This window comes from Pseudomonas sp. GM_Psu_1 (assembly GCF_026544185.1).
Classification (GTDB): domain Bacteria; phylum Pseudomonadota; class Gammaproteobacteria; order Pseudomonadales; family Pseudomonadaceae; genus Chryseomonas; species Chryseomonas oryzihabitans.
This window is the reverse complement of sequence record NZ_JALNUX010000017.1, coordinates 52,011-73,158: the sequence shown is the minus strand read 5'-3', so window position 1 is coordinate 73,158 and position 21,148 is coordinate 52,011. Positions and strand designations below refer to the sequence as shown.

18 protein-coding genes are annotated in these 21,148 nt (G+C 64.0%); 4 read left to right on the top strand and 14 right to left on the bottom strand.

Annotated elements, in window-relative coordinates; all coding sequences use genetic code 11:
- The 3 genes from OXS31_RS21470 to OXS31_RS21460 all read left to right on the top strand — a co-directional run.
- Positions 1-541, top strand: a 541-nt coding sequence (locus tag OXS31_RS21470; RefSeq protein WP_267401923.1) for an ATP-grasp domain-containing protein, incomplete at its 5' end; no start/stop codon positions are given.
- 128 nt (positions 542-669) lie between these two features.
- The gene (locus OXS31_RS21465) at positions 670-918 is read left to right on the top strand and encodes a GlsB/YeaQ/YmgE family stress response membrane protein (protein ID WP_007160058.1); all 249 of its coding nucleotides are present in this window, start codon (positions 670-672) and stop codon (positions 916-918) included.
- 167 nt (positions 919-1,085) lie between these two features.
- Positions 1,086-1,634 carry a DUF3299 domain-containing protein gene (locus OXS31_RS21460; RefSeq protein WP_144954791.1) on the top strand — a complete coding sequence of 183 codons (549 nt, stop codon included), beginning with the start codon at positions 1,086-1,088 and terminating at the stop codon, positions 1,632-1,634.
- Between the two features lie 110 nt (positions 1,635-1,744).
- Here OXS31_RS21460 and OXS31_RS21455 read toward each other — a convergent pair whose 3' ends face one another.
- A complete protein-coding gene (locus tag OXS31_RS21455; RefSeq protein ID WP_144954794.1) occupies positions 1,745-2,122 on the bottom strand; it encodes a glutathione S-transferase N-terminal domain-containing protein in 378 nt (125 codons plus the stop codon).
- A gap of 140 nt (positions 2,123-2,262) precedes the next feature.
- Here OXS31_RS21455 and OXS31_RS21450 point away from each other — a divergent pair, with 140 nt between their 5' ends.
- The gene (locus tag OXS31_RS21450; RefSeq protein WP_144954798.1) at positions 2,263-2,934 is read left to right on the top strand and encodes a uracil-DNA glycosylase family protein; all 672 of its coding nucleotides are present in this window, start codon (positions 2,263-2,265) and stop codon (positions 2,932-2,934) included.
- On the opposite strand, the gene OXS31_RS21445 is transcribed toward OXS31_RS21450, so the two are convergent.
- From OXS31_RS21445 to tssH, 13 genes are all read right to left on the bottom strand, one after another.
- Positions 2,931-3,275 carry a hypothetical protein gene (locus OXS31_RS21445; protein ID WP_144954801.1) on the bottom strand — a complete coding sequence of 115 codons (345 nt, stop codon included), beginning with the start codon at positions 3,273-3,275 and terminating at the stop codon, positions 2,931-2,933. The two genes, OXS31_RS21450 and OXS31_RS21445, sit on opposite strands and share 4 nt — an antisense overlap.
- Before the next feature lie 158 nt (positions 3,276-3,433).
- Entirely contained in the window at positions 3,434-5,821 is a 2,388-nt protein-coding gene (locus tag OXS31_RS21440) for an SH3 domain-containing protein (protein ID WP_267401922.1), read from the bottom strand.
- A gap of 55 nt (positions 5,822-5,876) precedes the next feature.
- Positions 5,877-7,916 (bottom strand): type VI secretion system tip protein TssI/VgrG, encoded by a 2,040-nt coding sequence (gene tssI / locus OXS31_RS21435; protein ID WP_150340228.1) that lies wholly within the window; start codon positions 7,914-7,916, stop codon positions 5,877-5,879.
- Positions 7,917-7,943: 27 nt separating this feature from the next.
- The gene (locus OXS31_RS21430; protein ID WP_027598652.1) at positions 7,944-8,909 is read right to left on the bottom strand and encodes a serine/threonine-protein kinase; all 966 of its coding nucleotides are present in this window, start codon (positions 8,907-8,909) and stop codon (positions 7,944-7,946) included.
- The gene (locus OXS31_RS21425; RefSeq protein WP_267401921.1) at positions 8,906-9,637 is read right to left on the bottom strand and encodes a PP2C family serine/threonine-protein phosphatase; all 732 of its coding nucleotides are present in this window, start codon (positions 9,635-9,637) and stop codon (positions 8,906-8,908) included. The genes OXS31_RS21430 and OXS31_RS21425 overlap by 4 nt, the downstream gene beginning before the upstream one ends.
- A complete protein-coding gene (gene tssM / locus OXS31_RS21420; RefSeq protein WP_267401920.1) occupies positions 9,637-13,068 on the bottom strand; it encodes a type VI secretion system membrane subunit TssM in 3,432 nt (1,143 codons plus the stop codon). The genes OXS31_RS21425 and tssM overlap by 1 nt, the downstream gene beginning before the upstream one ends.
- Positions 13,069-13,083: 15 nt before the next feature.
- A complete protein-coding gene (gene icmH / locus OXS31_RS21415; protein ID WP_267401919.1) occupies positions 13,084-13,971 on the bottom strand; it encodes a type IVB secretion system protein IcmH/DotU in 888 nt (295 codons plus the stop codon).
- Between the two features lie 2 nt (positions 13,972-13,973).
- On the bottom strand, positions 13,974-15,305 hold the full coding sequence (gene tssK / locus OXS31_RS21410; RefSeq protein ID WP_074583419.1) for a type VI secretion system baseplate subunit TssK: 1,332 nt from the start codon (positions 15,303-15,305) through the stop codon (positions 13,974-13,976).
- Positions 15,306-15,308: 3 nt separating this feature from the next.
- Positions 15,309-15,779, bottom strand: a complete 471-nt coding sequence (gene tssJ / locus OXS31_RS21405; protein ID WP_027598647.1) for a type VI secretion system lipoprotein TssJ — start codon at positions 15,777-15,779, stop codon at positions 15,309-15,311.
- 1 nt (position 15,780) lies between these two features.
- Positions 15,781-16,971 (bottom strand): type VI secretion system-associated FHA domain protein TagH, encoded by a 1,191-nt coding sequence (tagH, locus tag OXS31_RS21400; RefSeq protein WP_267401918.1) that lies wholly within the window; start codon positions 16,969-16,971, stop codon positions 15,781-15,783.
- A gap of 14 nt (positions 16,972-16,985) precedes the next feature.
- Positions 16,986-17,114, bottom strand: coding sequence for a type VI secretion protein (locus tag OXS31_RS21395; RefSeq protein WP_144954823.1), 129 nt, complete (start codon positions 17,112-17,114; stop codon positions 16,986-16,988).
- A gap of 11 nt (positions 17,115-17,125) precedes the next feature.
- Positions 17,126-18,595: a sigma 54-interacting transcriptional regulator gene (locus tag OXS31_RS21390; protein WP_260984948.1), complete on the bottom strand. Its 1,470-nt coding sequence runs from the start codon at positions 18,593-18,595 to the stop codon at positions 17,126-17,128.
- Between the two features lie 23 nt (positions 18,596-18,618).
- Complete coding sequence (gene tssH, locus OXS31_RS21385; protein WP_144954829.1) at positions 18,619-21,147, bottom strand: type VI secretion system ATPase TssH; 2,529 nt, start codon at positions 21,145-21,147, stop codon at positions 18,619-18,621.
- Position 21,148: the final 1 nt, after the last annotated feature.

Below are 21,148 nucleotides of genomic sequence, written 5' to 3'. Positions count from 1 at the left end.
GGTCTCCCTGGTCACGGTGCGCGGTCGTGATGGCGAGGTCGCCTGCTACCCGCTGGTGCACAACACCCACGAGAGCGGCATCCTGCGCCTGTCGGTGGCCAGCTCCGACCACCCGCTGCAGGCGCTGGCCGAAGACTATGCCCGCCGCGTGCTGGAACAGCTCGACTACGTCGGCGTGCTGGCCTTCGAATTCTTCGAGGTCGAGGGTGGCCTGAAAGCCAACGAGATCGCCCCGCGCGTGCACAACTCCGGGCACTGGACCATCGAAGGCGCCGAGTGCAGCCAGTTCGAGAACCACCTGCGCGCCGTGGCCGGCCTGCCGCTCGGCTCCACCGCCAAGGTTGGCGAGAGCGCCATGGTCAACTTCATCGGCTCGGTACCGCCGGTGGCCGCCGTCACCGCTCTGGAAGACTGCCACCTGCACCACTACGGCAAGGCCTTCAAGGCCGGGCGCAAGGTCGGTCACGCCACCCTGCGCAGCGCCGATGCCGCGACCCTGCAGACCCGCATCGCCGCCCTGGAAGCCCTGATCCAGGATTGATGCCTGACGGCTTCCGCACACGGAAGCCGTTTTCCCCTGAACCTCGACGGATCACCGGTGGTCGGAGACTACAACGACGCCTGCTGACCGGCGTTGTCTTACCAGCACTCAAACAGGGGATTCTTCACATGGGCATCATCGCAACCATCATCATCGGTCTCATCGTCGGCCTGGTTGCCCGCTTCCTGAAGCCGGGCGACGACAGCATGGGCTGGATCATGACCATCATCCTGGGCATCGTCGGCTCCGTGGTCGCCACCTACCTGGGCCAGGCTCTGGGCATCTACCGTGCCGGTGAAGGCGCAGGTTTCATTGGTGCCGTGGTCGGCGCCATCATCGTGCTGTTCATCTACGGCATGGTGACCAAGCGTCGCTAAGACGCCGCTTCGCCTCGGCGAAGCCAAGTAGCACAGCGTTTTCGCCCCTGGTGTCGCCCGTCGACCCAGGGGCTTTTTCATGGGCGAGGCTTTGCTTTGCGGCCTGGAGACTGGACCCCTGACCCAGCGCGCCTCACACTCGGACTTTTGCGTCCGACCTGCCGACCATGCCCAGACTGCTCATCACCCTGCTGCTCGCCAGCCTGCCGCTGCTGACCCATGCCGCCAAGGGCGAACCCCCGGAAACCAACTGGCTCGATCTGCTCACCGCGGAGGATCGCCACGCCCTGGAAACCATGCCCGAGATCAGCCACAACAGCCCCGAGGCGCCAGGCGGTTTCGGCTCACCGGGCGGGCTAAAGCAGAAGGACAACGGCCTGCCCGAGGTGATGCACTCCACCCGCACCGTGGCCGCCCTGGATGGCCAGAACGTGCGGCTGGGGGGATTCCCGGTGCCGCTGGAAACCGACGCCAAGGGCAATTTCCGCGAATTCTTCCTGGTGCCCTATCCGGGCGCCTGCATCCACGTCCCGCCGCCGCCGCCCAACCAGATCGTGCTGGTGCGCTACCCCAAGGGCGTGCCGCTTCCCGACATCTACGAGCCCTACTGGGTCATCGGCACCCTGCACACCGAGGCGGTCGACAATGCCTTGGCTGAGGCCTCCTACACCCTCGACGCCAGCAAGGTCCGCAAGGTCGAAGAAAGCGATCTTTAACGATCGTAGGTAGGGTTGAGACGGCTCCGCCGTCGAAGCCCAACAGCTAGAGGCAGCCCCGTAGCGTGGACAACGGCGCAGCCTTGTCCACCAACGATCACACGCAGACCCTAGGCCGGCTGCCACTCGCCGTAGCGCTGCTCCAGATAGGCGATGATGTCGTCCGACTCGTACATCCATACGCTCTGGCTGCCTTCGTCGATCCGCAGGCAGGGCACCTTCACCCGGCCACCGCCCTGTTCCAGCTCGGCGCGCAGTTGCGGGTCCTTCTTGATGTCCTTGAGGCGGATCGGCAGGTTCAGCCGATGCAGCGCCCGGCGCGTCTTCACGCAGAAGGGGCAGGCCTGGAACTGATAGAGCGACAGATTCGCCAGCTCCGTCTCGATGGCAGCCTGAGTCTGCTCAGTGCGCTTGAGCTTGCGTGGCCGGGTCACCAGATCCAGGCCGACGATCACCTGGCCGAGGCCGTTGCGTAGCAGATTGATCAACGCGATTCACCTTGAGGGTCGTTCGAGCCGGGCAGTTTACCCTATCGCCCCAGGGCTGCCGCTCCGCCAGTCGTTACGGAACGTCACCCGTAGGGCAGGGCTCTACTAGAGGGATTAATTCCTCTATGGAGACCTGTTGCATGCCGCTGTCTTCCGCAGAGCGCGAAGCCTTTCGCCAGCTCGCTGCCGATCTTCCGGGTGTCGATCTTCCGGTCTATGAACAGTTCGCCAAGGACCCGCTGGACCCCATCATCGGTCTGGGCGATCCCGATGCGCCCCTGGGCTTCTTTGGTCGCGATCCGGGGCGGGACGAGGTGAAGTACGGCGAGCCCTTCATCGGCAGCGGCGGCCAGATCGCCCGCAAGGTCCTCTATACCCACCTGCACGGCCAGCCCCCGGCCGACTTCGAAGCCACCCGCAGCCTGAGCCAGCAATTCTTCTGGGCCAACACCGTGCCCTACAAGCCGCTCGGCAACAAAGCCTGGTCGGAACGGGTGAAAAAGACCTTCCACCCCCTGATGCGCCGCCTGCTGATAGAGCACTGGCACGGCACCCAACTCATCACCCTCGGCCGCGAAGCCTTCCTCTGGTTCGGCATCGGCCAGTCCAAGGAAGAACGCGCCCGCCTAGAAGCCTTCTGGAAAAGCGAAGACCGCTTCGAAAGCAGCATCGAGGTCACCCTGGAAGCGGAGGAGGGCACGCGTAAGACCCTGACCCTCTATCCGCTGCCGCATCCGTCGCCGTTGAATCAGACGTGGTATACGAGGTTTCCGGGGTTGTTGGAGGATCGAGTAAAGCTTTTGCTAAGTTAATCTGTGTTTATGTCGTGAGAAAATTCTTCTCTCTGCAATATTTCAAATGCAAGAGGGAAAATGCTAGTTTCAGAATTTTCACATTTTAGACTAGCGATTCTCTTGCTGTTTTCGTAAACAGCAATGCCGGCTGTTTGTATAGAGTCTATCGAGGTTCCGTCTTGCTGGCTTCTCGTGATATCGTATATAAAGTAGTTATATATACCATTGGCGAATCTTATTCTATTTTCTCCACCTCCTGGATAAGGGGTGGTGCTTAGCCTAAAGCTGTATTCGTTGCTTTTTGGTGTTTGCGGGTAGATGAAGTCTTTTTTGGCCCATGTTCCAATACGGTATTGCATTCGGTTTTTTGCCTCGTTGATGCATAGTGAGGCATTCTTATTCTTTATGTTGCAATCAAAAAGGTTTATTTCATCTTTGCTGCACAGGCCTTGATTGGGTGTTGCGTTCGCGTACGATGTGCTATAAATAAACAGGAATGTCGTTATGCTTACGGTTTTCATTTTAAAATACGCAGATGGGTTTTTATTTTTTCTAAGCATTCTGCTCGATCCTTGAGTCCATTCAGGCCGCCATTTATAGCCCTGCTCAATGCAATCGTATTGTCTGCATCGGCCAGCTTGTTTGCATTAGCCATATCCCAATACACAAAAGCAGACTCGATACCATATTGGAGTGAGTCAGTGATTAAGTCGGGCTGCTCCACAAAATCTCTGAGGTCGTCAGGGTTAGCACGGTTGTGAATTTCTGTATAACGTCTGTAGGTGTCTTTACCGGTCAGTTGAATGATGCCTCGTCCTCGATATTTATATCCGTCTCCACTGGATTCATCGCCGTTTCCCATCCTCGAAGAGTAAACGAAGTTCAGAAGCGCTTCGGCGTTCATTACAAATTTTGACTCTTCTGACCAAAGCCTATCCCTTTGTCTTCCTAAGCTACAGTCATCGTTAGCTTTGGAATAGTTTTTACTACCACCTTTGCAACCGAACATCTCTCTCATTCTCCTAGCGCTATAGCCTCCATTCTCTGATTTTACAACGAAGCCACTCTCATGGCCGGTCTGAGCTAAAAAGTGAGCTATCCTAATTGGTGTATTGACGTTGTACGCGTCAGCGTACTTGTTTAGATAGGGAAGCACTTTTTTATAGTAAGTATTGTCATGTCTTGGACTAATAATTTGTAACATGGTTAAGGTGATTAATTCCTTCTTTATTTCGATGAAGTAGCGAAAAAAGCTTTCTGGGTTAAAATGCCAGCATTTCTCTATATCCAGTCCTCTTACATTCGCCGAGGCAGCATTCCACCAAGACAGATTGTTTATAACTTCCTTTTGCAGTTCCCAATCAGTATTCTTTTTGTTTTCGACAAGCATCAGTGCGCCTAAGGAATCCCATTTTTCCGCGCTCCACGCCCACTCAATCTCATGTTGAACTACAATTGCACCTATCTTTTGAAATATCCACGGCTTTATCAGGCTTTCAGTGAGTTCGGTGTTTTTCAAGGTTTTTATAGGCGAAAGTATTCTAGATATCTTTGTAGTGAGTGAGCTTTGCTGAACTTGTTTTATTTCACTTTCGAAACGTGAGAGCTCTACTTTGGTAAGTCGGCGATTAGCGCAAAGAGAGTAGGCTAGTTTTGCCCTGTATGTATTAATCTCTTTGACTAGCTCGTAGTCGGTAAAATCCCACGGACTATGTCGACTAGTAATAAATTCCTGCTCACAAAGCCATCCCTCTATTGGCCTTCCCTCACCATCTGCCAACAAGCCCTTCAAATGCCACCAGCGCTGTTCCGATGTATGAACGCCACCTTCGTTACGCGCAGCGACCGTGATCTTGTCGGCAGCAGGCAGAGCATCCAGTTGCGCCTGGCTGAGAATCAGATCCACCCCTACCTGAACGCCGGGATCGCCGATCCGCGGGGGATGATTGGCATCGATTTCGGGGCGGTGAGTAATCAGCTTGCTCGCGCCGGCGTGGATCTTCAGCAGGGCCTTGTCGCTTTCCGGTAGGCGGACGGCCCAGGCGCGGCTGCGCTCGATGAAGGCGGGAACGTCGTCGCAGCTGAAGGTCTCGAGGTGGATCTGCTGCCGACCTTCGTATAGGCCTGGGTGGCCGAGCAGAGCGCCGGCCTTGATGGGAAAGGGCTGGTCCAGGACAACTACGGTGTTCTGTGCCTTGGGCGCGGCTTCCGGTTCGAGGTAGCGGCGCGCGACGTAGCCCAGGCCGGTTTGGGTACGCCTGGGGCGAAGGGTCAAGCCGTTATCGAGGATCTCGATGATCTGGCACCACTCGCCATCTCCGGCAATCCGTATCCGGCTACCGTTGGCGAGTTCGGCCTGGACTGGCGCATTAGCCCGTGGCTCTTGGCGAACATTGAGTTTGCCCCCCTGGGTCCGTACACGATAGCGATCGTTACCCCAGAAGGCCGGGCGAGGCAGGGTGGGCTTGGCTTCGTAGCCGGCCCAGTCCAGCAGGTGCATGTAGAGGCTGAAGAAGACCAGCGAGGGAGGCGTTTCGGTGCCGTTGGGCAACTGCGGAGCTTCCAGACGGTGACGTATCAGGACGAAGCTGGTGGAGTAGGTCTTGCCCTCCGAATCCGCCTCGGGCGCGAAGCGATGAACCCTGTCGTCGATACGATAGGCGACCACCTCGCCGTCCGCGATGCAGTGAATGCGAGACTGATCCAGAAAGGCTGAGGTGCCTTCGTCGAAGTGGATACCGCCGTGCCAGAGGCCATTACTACCCAACAGATAGGTACCACCCTGGGCATGGGCGAGTGCCTGCTGATAGAGCTGGGGATCGGTGACGTCCTGGCCGCCTTTCGCCTTGAAGGGATAGGCCCAGTTTTCCACCTTGGGCTGGGGTGCTGTGGGGTTGGTGGTCATGCTGCTGTCCTTTGCATAGGCCGCGTCGTCGCGGCAGGTCCTTCGAGTGGCCGGGTCAGACGGAAAAATGGAGCATTCGCTGAGGCCTTGCGTCCTGGTGCTGCGGTTCGTTGGCAAGTGCCAGCTGGTTTGAATCGCCAGCCGTGCCCGGCTGGGTGGTACCTGGTGCTCGCGGTCGCTGCAGGGCGATGCCCGAGCCTTTGCCGGGTGCGCCGCCGGCATTCAGGCGAGCCAGGGGACCGACCAAGGTGATACCGCTGGGGTCGAGCTTGATGAAACTGCCACCGGCAGTCAGGGTAAGTTCGGTGCCGGCCTCGATGACGACACGATCACCCGCCTTGATATGGATTTCCTGGCCGGCCTCGACGAACTGGCCGCTGCCCAGCTTGAGATGCTGACTGCCGCCGATCAGCAAGTGATCGCTGGCCTTGACCTCGACCTTGCGCAGGCTATGGACGAGGCGGTGCTCTTCGGCGTGCAGCTCACTGTGGCTGTTGCCATGGATACGCTGATGGCGCTCGTGGCCGATCTCGCTACGGTGGTCGTGGCGGATGTGTTCATCCCAGTCGCGCTGGGCATGGACGTGGATTTCCTCCTGCCCCTGGCGATCCTCGATGCGCAGTTCGTTGTAGCCCTGGCCGCCTGGGCTACTCAGGCTCTTGAAGGTGCTCCGGGTCTTGTCCCTGGGTAGTTGTACCGGTGGCTGATGCTCGGCGTGGTACAGGCAGCCAAGGATCAGGGGCTGGTCGGGATCCCCTTCGAGAAAGCCCACCAGAACTTCCATGCCGACCCGCGGGATGGCCAGGGCACCCTGGCGATTACCGGCCCAGTTGCTGGCTACCCGTAGCCAGCAACTGGTGCGTTCGTCTGCCTGCCCTTCACGATCCCAATGAAACTGGACCTTGACCCGACCCAGGGCATCGCAATGGATCTCTTCCCCAGCCGGGCCGGTGACCACGGCGCTCTGCTGGCCGAGCAGGCGTGGCTTGGGATGACGGGGCAGGGGGCGAAAGGGCAGTTGCCAGGGAATGGCGTGGAAACGATTGCGGTAGCCCTGACTCCAGCCATCGTAGTCTGGCAGCCCCAGCAGTGCCGGGGTGCCCAGGCCTTCTTCCAGCACCTGGGGTTGGCGGCCCTGATGCTCGATACGGGTGAGCAGCCACAACTGGTTCCAGCTTGCGCGGGGATGCTCGGTCAGGGGTAGGAAATGGCCGCTGGCCAGACGCGGCTGATCGCCGTGGCCCTGGGCTGTCTGGCTGTCGACGCGCAACGCCTCGAGGCCGCGGGCACTGAGCTGCTTGCCGCGATTCCGATCGCGAAAGCCGGCAGGAAAACGGTAGCTTTCCAAGGTCGGCTGCTGCTCGAGGTCGGTGCGGCTTTCCAGGCGCAGCCGGGGCTGCAGGGGATCCTGATCGCGCAGGATCAGCTGGGTGCTGCGGGTCTGGACTCCGACTTCGAGTCCGCGCACGACGGGATGATCGGCGACCTGACCGCTGCCTGGATGATAGGGCGTGGCGGCGAGACGGGGAAAACTGGTGGCGTCATCACCGAACACCAGCACGGCGCCGTCAGGCCGGTGCTCGAAGTGGTAGTGGATGCCTTCTTCCTCGCACAGGCGATTGAGGAAGTGCAGATCGCTCTCGCCATACTGCACGCAGTAGTCGCGCGCAGGATAGGGCGTTGGGCCGAGTGCCAGGCGATAGGCACCCTCCAGGATCCCATGCTCTTCGAGCAACCTGGCGAGGATCTGGGGCACCGCGAGGTTCTGGAAGATCCGCGAGTTGGTACGCTGGGCCAGATAGGTCAGACGGGGAACCAGTTCGAGCCGATAGCGGGTCAGACGTCGTCCTGAGTCACCCTGAACGATGGCGCCCAGCAGTCCGTGAAGGCCCACGTCCATAGGACCCAGGCCAAGCCAGGCGGGACGGTTGAGCAGGTCTTCCAGGGCCCAGTCGGGCTTTTCGCTGACGACTTCCACCTGCAGACGATAGGGTTCGTTAAGGGCTTCCTGCCCATGGAACGCCAGCACCTGAAAGTCATGGGGCAGGCCCGGCAGGGTCAGGGTGAAGCGCGGCGCATTGGCGGGGCTGAACATGGGGTGTCTTCCTGACAGTGAGAGGTTTCACGTGGAACGCGAGAGCAGACGCTGCCACCATGGCTGCGGAGGCGCCGGCGCCTGCCACGCGGTGCGCCACTCGCCGAGGTCCTGCTGGCGGCGGGCGGGATCGATTTCCAGGGCTTGGCGAAGCACCTGCCAGGCGTCGGTAGGCATGGCCGCTGGCCGTTCGGGTTCGATTTGCAGGCTGCGTGCCTGCTTGGCGCTAAGGCGGCGATAGGGATGCTTGCCGGTTGCCAGTTCATAGAGCACGCAGGCGCAGGCATAGAGATCGCCCGCTGGGGTCAGCCGTCCGTCTTCGAGCAGTTCGAACGCGGCGTAGCGCACCGTCCAGGCATTGAAGCGTGCACGACTCAACCGCGGCAGGCCGGGCAGCAGGTCTTCGCAGGGCTGACCAAGACCGAAATCGAACAGGCGCAGACCGCTCTCCGTGAGGATCACGTTGCTGGGCTTGAGATCGCCATGCAGGACGCCGTTGGCGTGAGCGAACTGCAGGGCATCCAGCAGCGGCAGGGCGATCTCCTGCAGTTCGGTCCAGTCGAGTCCCTCGGGACGGTCACAGAGCAGGGCATCGAGCGTTGGGCCGCGCAACAGCTCAAGGGTGATGAAGGCGCGCTCGCTGCCAGGGTCGATCTCGAAACCATGCAGGCGAACGATATGCGGATGGCGCAGCCGTACGGTCAGGGCGAACTCCCCATAGAGCAGGGCGTTGGCATCGCCGTACTCGGCGAAGTCGTCGTTGAGCACCTTGATCGCGACCTGGGGTGCGGGATCACCATACTGCTCGCGCAACAGGTCGCGGGCGCGGTAGACGGCGCCCATCCCGCCAACGCCCAGCAGGCTTTCCAGTCGATAGCGGCTGCCCAGCACATCGGGCAGTGGAGCCAGCTGGCGGGTAGCAGCCGTCGTGCTGGGAGAAGCGAAGGCGAAGTGGGTGAGACCGTCATCGACGGCTGGATCCTGAAGGTTCATGCAGCCTCCCGAAGATGGATGACGATGGCGGTGAGGTTGTCGCGCGCGGGGCCTTTGAGCACGCCATCGAGCAGGCGCTCCAGGGCCAGGGCGGGCGAGGGCAGCGAGAGTGCGGCGCCCAGGGCGCGCTCTTCCAGGGCATCGTGCAGGCCGTCGCTGCTCAACAGCAGGCGGTCACTGGGCTGCAACTCGAAGCGGACGATGTCCAGGGCCAAGGCCTCCCGGGCACCCAGCGCCTTGGTCAGGGCGCGGGCGCCCGGATGGCGGGCTGCCTGGCGGGGACTGAGGCCTTCGACATCGATCAGGCGCTCCAGCAGGCGATGGTCGCGGGTCAGCTGGTAGAGCCGGTCGCCACGCCAGAGATAGGCGCGACTGTCACCCGCCCAGATGCAGGCCGCCTCGCCTCCACTGACCACCAGCGCCACGACCGTGGTGCCGATCAGGCGCTCGGGACCTTCGGCCAGTACCGTGAGATCCTGGGTGAGTCGTCGATTGATGTCGTGAAGCACTCGGCGCACCTGTTCCAGACGCTGGTCGAGCCCACCGCTCAAGGACGTCTCGGCCAGGCGCTCGATAGCCAGGCGACTGGCGCGCGCACCGTCCTGATGGCCGCCCATGCCGTCGGCCACCGCCCAAAGGCCGTCGCTGGGGCGCTCTAGCAGGGCATCTTCGTTATGGGCGCGTACCTTGCCCGGATGGGTACGGGCAATGCTCAGGGCCGTCGTCATCAGAGCCGCTCCGGCAGCCTGAAGCCGCGCAGGGTGGCCACGTCGAAGGGGTTGGGCGAACGCTGACTGGACAGCAGATAGCCGGCATGGCGGCCCTCCAGGTCGGCCTGTACCAGCAGCACGTCGCGGGCGCTGTGCTGTTGCAGCTTCATGCGGTCCAGCAGGCGGAACAGCGACCAGGCGCTACCGTCCTGCTCCAGGCCCACGCGGCGTCCACCCAGCTCCTCTAGGACCAGGGTCGTCCTCAAGGCATCGTTCTGCGGCCAGCGAAAGGTGGCGGCGACGATGGGGCCATGGCGGTATTCCAGACGCTCCTTGCCAATATTGAGGTCGGCGCGGGTCAGGCTTGGATCCAGCGAATAGGGCTCGAGCTTGAAGACGATGCCGGGCTCGGCCGGATTCTCGGCAAAGAAGCCGCGCCTGATCTGCTGGGTGCGGCTCATCTGGGCGAGGAAGTCCCGAGACAGCGGCAGGCTGTGGCCATCAATGCTGCGCGCGCGATAGGCGTCGCTCTCGCCGCGAACCACGAAGGGCTTCAGATAGGTCTCGAAAAAGCTGTCGGCGATACCCTGGGCCTTGAAGAATTCGCGGAAATCGACCAGAGAGACATCGCTTTCGCTGTCGGCCTTGAACGGATAACGCCTGTCCAGGCCGTTGCGATAGCTCGCCAGCAGTTCACTCTGGTAACGCCCATTGATGTAGTCGTAGGCGCCGGCCAGGATCAGATTCCAGCTGTCGTCGACCAGCAGACCGAGCCAGCCGTTGACCGGGGTGGGCAGCCGGCTGGCGGCACTACGCAGGCTGTTGAGTGCGTCGCGGTTGCCGGCCATGCGCGCCTTGGCCAGTTCGAAGGCGGCCTGCTCCGGAGCGCTGGCGTGGGCCAGGCCTGCCAGTTGTTGCTGGAGGTCATTGAGTGCCGCCATGGCTGGAGCAAGGTCGGCCACTGCAGCGCCCTGGTCGTCGAGCAGCCGATGCAGATTCTCGAAGCGGCTCTGCAGGCTGCGGCGCGCGGTGTCCGGCAGGGCTCCACCCTGGCTGGCCGCCGCGGCGAGGCGGGTGTTGTTGCGGACTTCGGTCAGGAGCTGCAAGAGCGGCGAGTTGGCCGAGGTGAGCCCGGCCAGCAGGGTGGCGCCCTGGTTGGCGTCGCCCACGGGTTGCAGCGTGATCCGGGCGAGCGCATCGCTCCACTGATTGGCGTAGTCGCGGAAATAGAGTTGCTCGAGTTCCACCTGCAGGTGGCGCAGGTCCATGCCGGTGATGCCGTCGCCATCGCCCAGCACCCAGTTGTCGGCGGTCAGCTCTTGGATCACGGCCAGGCCCTGGGTGGAAAAGGTCTGCGCATAGCCCTGACGGGTATAGAACCCGGGGATGGGGTAGTCGGCGCCTTCGAAGGTCAGGGCCTGGGCGCCCAGCTGCTGGCTCAGCCGATAGATCGGCAGGCCGCTGGCCTGGTCGCGCAGGATGCGATAGACCACCGCGGCCAGGGATTCGCTGCGCAGTACCTGGCGCGCCTGGGTCACCAGCTGGGTATCCACCGGATAGGCGTCAAAGCCCTGCTCCAGCAAGCGCGCCAGATGAGTGTCCAGACTGTTCTGGGTGAGGGCATCACCTGGATAGCGCTGGGACCAGTCGGCGACGGCCCAATCGCGCAGGGTGCGGACGTCGCGGCGTTCGGGCAGTTGCAGCATCAGGTAAGCCCGCAGGTGACCGATCAGCCGCTCCCGGTCGCCGAGGCTGCCACGGATGCGCTCTTCCAGCTGCGCCTTGAGCCGCGGCAGCAGATAGTTGTCGAGGGCCTGGTGATAGGCTGCCTCGGTGACTGGGCGTACGGCCTCTCCTTGATAGAGCCCGGTACGTTCGCGCAGCGGCGTAGCGTCTGCGGCTGGAAAGACCTGGGTGCCGGCATAGGCGTTGTCCAGTATCGGCAGCACGGCACGGGCATCGGCGTCGGCCTTGAGCTGACTGCGCGCTTGCACACCGTGCTGCACCAGGTCGCGCAGGCGCTCCAGTCGCGCGTGATTGCCGGCGAAGCTGCTGGTCCAGAGCGCCGCACCCAAGGCCAGGCCGGCCAGGGCTGCGGCATAGAGACCCCGCTGCCCCCAGCTCAGGCGGCGCAGCTCGCGCTGGTCCAGGCCAGCCAGAGCCGCCTCGGGAAAGATCACGCGACTGAACAACTGGCGGATGAAACGTGGCTGGCCGCTACGGTATTGGGGCAGCAGGCTGCTGGGCAGACCGAGCTGATCGCCGATGCCCTGGGTCTGGGCGTCGAGTGGCTGGCTTAGCGCCGGGGTGCTGGTCAGGTAGAACCCGCGTAACTGGGCCGCGCGCTGGTAGCGATTGCCCGCGAAGGCCAATTCGACGAAGAGGGCGAGGCCATCGCCCAGACGACCCAGCTGATGTGGGAAGTCGAGGATCTGGCCGCGGCGCTGGCCGTCGCGCTCCTGATGGATACGCGGGATGACCTGGCTGTTGAGGCGGCGCAGCAGTTCCTCGAATTCCTGGCGCAGCACTCCGGGATCGGTACCGTTCTGGGCTTCACGAAAGGTGGTGCCCAGGACCTGCTCATTTTCCTCGCGAGAAAGACCGTCGAAGAAGGCGTCGAAGCCAGGCAGGTGATCCGCCTGGGTCAGCACCAGATAGACGGGGACCTCGACCTTGAGCTCGCGAGCTACCTCGTGCAGGCGGGCGCGTACTTGACGTGCCAGGATTTCCTGGGCGACTTCGTTGCCACTGGCTAACTGCGCTACCGGGATAGCAATGAGAATCCCATTGAGCGGGCGCGTTCGCCGCTGGCGCCGTAGCAGTTGCAGCAGGGTCTGCCAGGCACTGCTGTCCACTGGAGCGTCGCCCTGGGTCAGGTAGCGGCCGGCGGTGTCCAGGAGCACCCCCTGTTCGGCGAAGTACCAGTCGCAGTGACGGGTGCCGCTGACATCGCGGGTCAACCGGGAACGCTCTGTATTGAGCGGGAATTCCAGACCGGAGAAATCCAGCAACGAGGTCTTGCCGGCACCCTCCGGCCCCAGTAGTAGGTAATGCGGCAGTTCGCGCCGCCAGCGCTGGCTGCGGCCCCGATAGAGGCCGGCGCCATGCAGGGTGCGGTAGGCGTCACGGGCGCGGGACTCCAGTTCGTGGGCCTCGTCGTCGATGCGCTCGGCGCGCAGCTGATCGTGCTGGCCCGTTTCGGTGGCGAGACGCTGCCGTTGTTTGCGCTGCTGCCAGCCCTGCAGCAGCGCCATGACCAGGCCCCAGCCCAGGAACAGACCGCAGAGGGTGGCCAGGCGGTGGGTGACCGAGGCCCAGGGGCTGTGGCCGGCAAAGGCCAGCAGAGGACCAAGGGTCCAGACCAGACCGCCCAGACCCAGGGTCACGAGCAGCGTCCAGGTCCAGGGACGGCGCAGCATGCGTCCGAGTGCAATGATGAATCCTTTCATGGGTGCGCTTCCGTATCAGGAGTGGGGTGGGGCGGCCGCTGGCGCGGTGACCGCAGGACCACCCGGATAGCCTTGCAGCAGGCCGTCGCGCTGTTGTTCCAGCGCCAGCCTGAAACCGCCATAGAGGCTGGCAAGGCAGATCAGGGTGCACAGCGCGACCAGCCACCAGGGCACCAGGCGGACCAGCCGTCGTGGCCGGGCATCCAGTCCCTGCCAGTGCGGCGACAACTCGCGCGGCACATCCCCACGCAGCTGGCGAAGTTGCCGATAGAGGCTGTCGCGGATGGCTTCCAGTTCGAGCATGCCGCGCGGCAGCACCCGATACTTGCCTTCGAAGCCCAGCGCCAGGCAGAGGTAGAGCAGCTCCAGCAGAGCCAGGTGCTTGGCTGGATTGCGACTGAGGCGTTCGAGCAGCAGAAAGAACTTCTCGCCGCCAAAGGTCTCGTTGTGAAAGCTGCTCAGCAGGCTGAGTTGCGACCAGTCACCGGCATTGCCCCAGGGGGTGGTGACCACCGCCTCGTCGACCGTGGTGCAAAGGGCATAGCGGGCGGCCATGACCTCACCGCTGTCCAGCCCGCTGGCCAGGGCACGCTGTTCGAACAGCCGCAGGCTGGCGGCCAGGCGCTCCTTGAGCACATGCAGGTCTTCCACGGCGTAACTTTGGCGCAGGCGCACCACCTCGGAGAGCAGTGGCGCGGCAGCGCCTATCATGGGATTGATGCTCAGATTCAGGGTCTCGCCCGGTCGCAGGCGTGCCGCCTGGACCATGCGTTCCTCCAGCTGGGCGTAGCGTGGTGGCTCGGCAAAGTCGGTGAGCGGGCTGCGCGGTGTGTCCGGCCCCTGGGCGTGGCGACGGAGCACCACGGTCCTGTCGTCCCGGCCTGCGTCGGTTGCGGTCTGCATGCTTAGCTCCTGATCGCCCAGAAGGCGAGGTCGAGGCCCGGAAAGGCGCCGGAGACATGAAAGGCGAAGCCACCGGATTGCTCGAGCTGGGCGATGTCGGTGGCGCTGAGTTCGAGGGCGAAATAGGCCTTGTCGGTATGGAAGGGCAGCTGACGCGGCGCGACCGGCAGCGGTTTGAGGGCGAGCCCTGGCAGGTGCAGATTCACCAGCTGGCGGATGCGCTCCACCGGTCCCACCTTGAGGTGCGCCGGCAGGCGCTGACGCAATTCCTCGGTGCTGCACTCGGCCCCGGCGATGAGCACGAAGCTGGCGTTGGCCAGCAGACCGTGGTCCTGCAGGGGCGCGACCTGGATGCCGTACTGGCGCTGTTGCAGGGGCAGTGGCAGGGCATGCTGTTCGAGCACCATGGACAGTGCCTGGCGCAGGGCCTGGAACAGCGGTGCGAAGCTGCCGGCCTGATCGGCGTGGCGATATTGAAGGTCCAGTGCAGGACGCCGGTCGGCAGCCGCGAAGGTGGCCAGCTCTCCGTGCAGGGCGAGCAGTTCGCGAAAGAGGCTGCGTGGATGCAGTTGTTCATAGTCCAGGCAGTGGCGCAGAACCGCTTCATGGCGATTGACCAGTTGCAGCAGCAGGAAGTCACCGATCTCCGCGGTGCCCAGGCTGCCAGCCTGGCGCAGGCGTTGAGAAAGTACCTCGCCGCGATGGGCGAGCAGGGAGGCGACCTCCTTGAGACCCGCCAGCAGAGGCTCGGCCGCCCGCACCTGGATGACGCTGGGGGTAAAGGCGGTATCCAGCTCCAGGCTGCCGTCTGGCGCCGTTTCCAGCAGCTGACAGACCTGCAGGCGGACATAGGCGTCCAGTCGCGGATGGCTATCGAGCAGCAGCCGGAAATCGGGACGTCCGCAGGTGACCGCCCCCCGCTCGCCGAAACCGGCATGGGAGTCGGCGATCTCGCTGTCGACGCTCAGGTAACGGGCGATGACGTCGTCCTGGTCGACTGGACGGCTCTCCAGGCGCTGGCCGCTGGTCAGGGGGAGCGCCAGCCAGACCGCACTGTCGCGGGTATTGGCCGGTACATCGAGAGCCAGGGGCTCGCCGTCGGCGCCCAATTCGAAGAGGGTGCCATCGGGCAGGATGCCACTGGCCTGGCTGACCACTACCTTGCCCATGGCGAGGAATTGGCGATCGAGAGTCAGCTCGAAAAAGCCCCATGCCGGCTCGCCCAGGCGACGGGTACGAATCTGCAGCTGCTGGGCGTGATAGCGGTCGTTCTGCTGGAAGTGCTGCGGCCGCAGCAGCATGCCTTCCTGCCAGATCACCTTGAGTTGCTGCATGGCCTACTCCTTGATAGGCGGAGCGGCCTGGATGCCATCCGCCGTGAAATCCAGGCGGATCTGCGCCAGCGCCGCGGGCCTGAGCTGGATGACCTGCCGCCACTGGCTGCCGCCCAGGTTGCGGTAGGCGCCATAGATGCCGACGTAGCGGCTGGCGTCCTGCACCCTCAGCTTGAGTTCGCGTGACTCACCGGGCCGTAGCTCGACTTCTTCCTCGGCGACCCAGTCGGGAGCCAGGGTCTGCTTGGCGTTTTCATAGAGGGAAAAGAATTCGGCATTTTCGAAGCCGACCGGATTCTTCAGTTCGATAAGGCGCACCACCAGCGGCGAGGGCCGGCCGTTGAGGTCGGGATTGAGGTCCTCACCGCCCTTCAGGGTCAGGTCGAGGCGGGTCGGATCAGGTGCCCTGGGGCTGGTGCAGGCACCTAGCAGCAGGGCCAGGCCGAGCGCGCCGAGGCGTAATAGGGTGTTCATATCAGCGTCCTTGCTGGGTCGGGTTGAGGGTGGCGATGAGGCGGACCTGCTCGGTGTAGGCCTGGGCGAAGTCCTTGGCGAACAGCCGTTCGCGCCAGTCGTCGTCCTGGTGCAGCTCGCGATACTGGCGCTGCCAGGCACGCCAGAGTCTGGCATCGCGCCCCCAGCGCGGGCGTCGACCGTCACGCTCAAGGCGGGCTTCGCACTGGGCCGGTGCCAGCTGTTCAAGGGTGGCCAGCACCGCCTGGCGACTGGCCGCGACCAGGCCGACCTGATGGGCCTGAAGTTCGCGGCAGGCACGAAGCAGAGCCTGGTCCGCGGTGAGCTGGCCGGAAGCGCTGGGGCGCAACAACTGACTCAAGGCCGCGTCGCCGTCGGCCGCGAAGGCCAAGGGGTTGTTGCCGCTGCTCTGTACCGTGGTAAGCGGCAGCCGCAGTTCATTGCGCGTTTCGTTGCGGGTCCGCAGGCAGCCGTGCAGGCCCTGGGTCGCCAGGCGCAGCAGGCGCGCGACCTCGAGTGCCAGGGTTTCACGCGCCTCCTGGTCGAGGTCGGCAAGCTCCAGACCCAGGGCCACCCCGAAGGCCTTCCAGAACGTTGGTGTCTGGCGCTGCGGAGCCGCCGCCGGGCGCTCGACCGGAGCCGGAGCGCTGTGCTCTACCAGAGCAGGAATGCCTAGGCTGTCCAGATCGACCCGGGCATAGTCGCTGCGAGTAATGTCAGTGGCGAAGGGATCCAGACCCTCGAGCTCGTCGATGCCGTGAGGATCGCGACGCTCCAGCGCCTGCAACGGATCCAGTTCGAGAAAGGCGTCGTCCGGGATCAGTCCAGGGGCACTGGTTGGGACCTGGAAATCGTCGGCGAACCCGGACGGATCGCGGACCAGGCGGGCAGCGAGGGCGAAGGTGCCTAGGGCGAAGGTCTGGCCATGCTGGATCCGCCAAGGCTCGCCCTTGGTCAGACGCTGACCATCGGCAAGCTGGACGCCATTGCTGCTCAGGTCGGTGAGAAAATAGTCGCCTTCGCTGTAGCTGATGCGGGCGTGCTGACTGGACAGCACCCGCTGCGGATCGGGCAGGTACCAGTCGCAGTCTTCGCTGCGGCCGATGAGTCCGCCAACGTGGCGAAAGGTCTTTTGGGTGAGCAGTCCGGGGGCGTGCGCTCGACTGCCGACCAGATCGAATACCAGTTCCATGGTCTTGTCCTGTCCTAGGTGAGGCGGTGGGGTGTCTGGGGTTCGCCCAGGGGGCGATAGTCCTGCAGATCCCCGGGCGACGAGGTGCAGGCGGCCAGGGCGAGCAACGTCAGCAGCAACAGGGAGCGAAGTAGTGCAGGCATGGGGCGTTCCTCTAGGAAAGTTGCAGATCGGCGCTGCGGATGCTCAGTCGCTGCAGGCGATAGAGCAGGGTGCGGCGCGGCAGTCCCAATTCCTGGGCAGTTTGGGTCTGGTTGCCGCGGTTCTTGCGCAGGCAGTCCATCAGCAGGCCGCGTTCGAGCTGATCCAGGCGCTCACGCAAGGTCAGGCTGCCGGCATTGCCGGTCAGGGCGGCGGAGCGGATGGCAAAGTGTTCGGGCAACAGCTCGTTGCCGTCGCAAAGCAGGACGGCGCGCTCCACCAGCCCCTTGAGTTCGCGGACATTGCCGGGAAAGGCATAGCCCGCCAGCAGGTCCAGGGCGGCGCTGGACCAGCGACAACGTAACCGCTGCAGGCATGCGCAGGCCTGGTCGGCGAAGTGCCGGGCCAGCAGCGGCAGGTCCTCGCCGCGCTCGCGCAGGGGCGGCAGCTGAATGGGAAAGTGAGTGAGGCGATAGTAGAGATCCTCACGAAAGGTGCCCTGCTCGACCAGCCGCACCAGTTGACGATGGGTCGCCGCAACGATGCGTACGTCGACCCTGTGGGTTTCGGCACTACCCAGCGGGCGGACCTCGCCTTCCTGCAGCACGCGCAGCAGCTTGGCCTGTAAGGTCAGCGGCATATCACCGATCTCGTCGAGAAACAGGGTGCCGCCATTGGCCGCATCGAACAGACCGGCGCGATCGCGCTCGGCACCGGTAAAGGCGCCCTTGCGATAGCCGAAGAGCTCGCTTTCCAGAAGGTGCTCGGGCAGCGCCGCGCAGTTCTGCACCACGAAGGGCTGGGTCCGTCGCGAGCCCCGTTCGTGGATGGCCCGGGCCACCAGTTCCTTGCCGGTGCCGGTTTCACCGGTCAGCAGCACGGTGATGGGGCTGTGCAGTATCTTGCTGATCAAGCGATGGACCTGCCGCATGGCGCCGCTATCGCCAAGCATGCCGAAGCCATCGCCCACTGCCGGTGACGTTGGCCTTTCCGTTACGGCGCCCAATGGCTGAGTCTGGGCGCGCTCTAGCAGCTGGCTCTGCGCCAGGGCGAAGCATCCGAGCGGTGTCAGTACCTCTGCATGGGTTTCCAGTTCGCGGCGGCAGCGGCTGGCCTGTACCAGCAGACCCTCGACGCTGCCCGACGGGCCAGTCAGGGGTAGGCAACCAAGGCTGCGCCAGCCGTCGCCAGGCAGGAAGGTAGTGGTGTGCAGCAGCGGGTCCAGCTCACGCAGGTGCAGGCTGCGATTCTGCGAAAGGCAGTAGTGCAGCAGACTCTCCTGCTCCAGCGGCAGGGTGTTACCGGCCATGGCGGCGGTGCTGTCCAGACTTTGTGCCAGGCACACCAGTTGGGTATGAGTGGCGTCCAGACGGTAGTACTGCACCAGGTCGAGCCGGGCCAGACGCTGGATGCCTTCCACCAGGCCGAGGGCGAGTTGGGCGGGGTCTTCGTGCTGGCCGAGCGCGATGAACAGGGGCAGCATGGCTTCTGGCGCGGGGGACGGGATCATGCCGCCACCTCACAGCGGAAATCACCCTGGTCGTTGCAGGTGAGGTGCAGCCGCCCTGGCGTCTGACCACGGGCGAGGGCGTCGAGCAACTGGTCGGTAAGCAGCGGCAGCACTCGCTGCTCCAGGAGTAGGTCGATCCGGCGAGCACCACTGTCGGCGTCCAAGCAACGTGCCGCCAGGTCCTCCAGCAGGGCCGGGGCATAGCTGAAGGCGACCTGGCGGGCCGCCAGCCGGACGCCGAGTCGTTCGAGCTTGAGCACGATCAGCTCACGCAGCAGCTCGGCATCTAGCGGGTAGTAGGGCACCACGCGCATCCGCGCCAGCAGGGCAGGCTTGAAGTAGCCTGTCAGGGTGGGGCGAATCGCCTCGGTCAGTTGGGCCACGTCCGGACGTACGTCGGCGCACAACCGCTGGATCTCGCCGCTGGCCAGATTGGAGGTCAGCAGAAAGAGCACGTTGCGGAAGTCGATCTGCCGGCCCTCGCTGTCGGTGGCCTGGCCACGGTCGAAGATCTGGTAGAAGAGGTTGAGTACCTCGGGATCCGCTTTTTCCACTTCATCCAGCAAGACCACCGAATAGGGCTGGCGGCGCACGGCCTCGGTGAGCAGACCTCCTTCGCCATGGCCGACATAGCCGGGCGGTGCGCCGATCAGGCGCGACACGCTATGTTTTTCCGCGAATTCCGACAGGTTGAGAGTGGTGAGAAAGCGCTCTCCGCCATAGAGCAATTCTGCGAGCGCCAGGGCGGTCTCGGTCTTGCCGACCCCGCTGGGGCCGACCAGCAGGAAGACGCCGACCGGCGTCTCGGGAGCGTTCAGACCCACCGCGGCTGCGCGCAGGGCGCGATCCAGGGCGACCACCGCCTGCTCCTGGCCACGCAGGCGTCCGCGTAGATCGCTGGCAAAGCGGGCCAGGCGCTGGTCATGGCGACGGGCGAGTTGGTCGACCGGGAGGCCGGTCCAGGCCGCGATCACCTCCGCCACGAGGTGCGGGCAGACCTCCAGGTTGACCAGGCGCCCATGCTGGCGTTGCAGCTGCTCCAGCTCTGCCTGGGTCGCTGCCAGCGCAGCGCTGACCGAGGCCGTACGCAGGGTCAGGATGCGCTCGGCCAGCTCTCGCTGGCGTTCCCAGTCGGCCTGCAGCGCAGTGGCTGCCAGGTGCTCGGCGTCCCGCATGGCGGTAAGGCTATCCAGATGGCCGGGCGCGACGGGCAGACCGAGATCGGCATCGCGGCGGGTGGCGGAGAGCGTGCGCTCGGTAGCGGCCAGGCGTGCGCTCAAGGCATCCAGGGCCGGAGGCGGGCTGGCCAGGCTGATACGCACCCGGGCGCAGCAGGTGTCGAGCACATCCACGGCCTTGTCCGGCAACTGGCGCCCGCTCAGATAGCGGGCGGCCAGCTCGGCGGCGGCCACCACCGCATCGTCGCGCAGATAAACGCCATGGCCCTCGGCATAGGTCGGCGCCAACCCACGCAGGACGGTGATGGCGGTGGCGACGTCGAATTCGTCCAGCCTTACCGGCTGGAAGCGCCGCGCCAGGGCCGGGTCCTTTTCGAAGTACTTCCGGTACTCGCCCCAGGTGGTGGCGGCGATGGTGCGCAGCTCGCCGCGCGCCAGGGCCGGTTTGAGCAGATTGGCCGCGTCCGAGCCCCCGGGCTGGCCACCCGCACCGATCAGGGTATGGGCCTCGTCGATGAACAGGATGATGGGGTGCGGTGCCTGGCGTACGGCATCGATCACGCCTTGCAGGCGGCGTTCGAATTCGCCCTTGACGCTTGCGCCGGCCTGCAGCAGCCCGAGATCGAGACTGCGTATTTCCACACGGCGCAGACTGTCGGGCACCTCGCCTGCCGCGATGCGCAGCGCCAGCCCCTCGACGATGGCGGTCTTGCCAACGCCGGCTTCGCCTACCACGAGGGGATTGTTCTTGCGCCGCCGCGAGAGGATGTCCACCAGTTGCCGGATCTCGGCCTCGCGGCCCAGCACCGGATCCAGGCGCCCGGCACGGGCCTGGCCGCTGAGGTCATGGGTGAAGCGGTCCAGAGGGGACTCGCTGATGACCGGTGACCCCTCGGGCCGCTGAGCCCTGATGAAGTCCAGGAGCTGCGCGGCATCCACCCGCTCCAGCAGGCGACCGTAACCTGTGCCCAACAGCCGCTCGGGATGGCGCAACAACGCCAGCAGCAGGGCGGCGCTATCGGTCTCAGCCTGTTCCAGTTCGAGACGGGCGAGCAGCACGGCATCCTGCAGCCACAGCAGCAGTGCAGGATCGAAGACCGGGTCGCCGCCTTCTCCATTGCCCTGGCGCGGCTGCAGCGTCGCGGCGAAATCCACCGGGTCCAGGTCAGCCGCTTTCAGCACGCGAGTGAGCAGTCCGTCGCGGGATTCCAGCAGGACCGCCAGCAGGTCTTCGATCAGGATCTGCCGGCCGCCCCGACGGACGCAGCGCTGCGCCGCCTGTTCCAGGTCCTGGCGCGCGGTCACGGAAAGGCTGTTGATAAGGAGGTTCAGGTCCAGGGTGAGCATG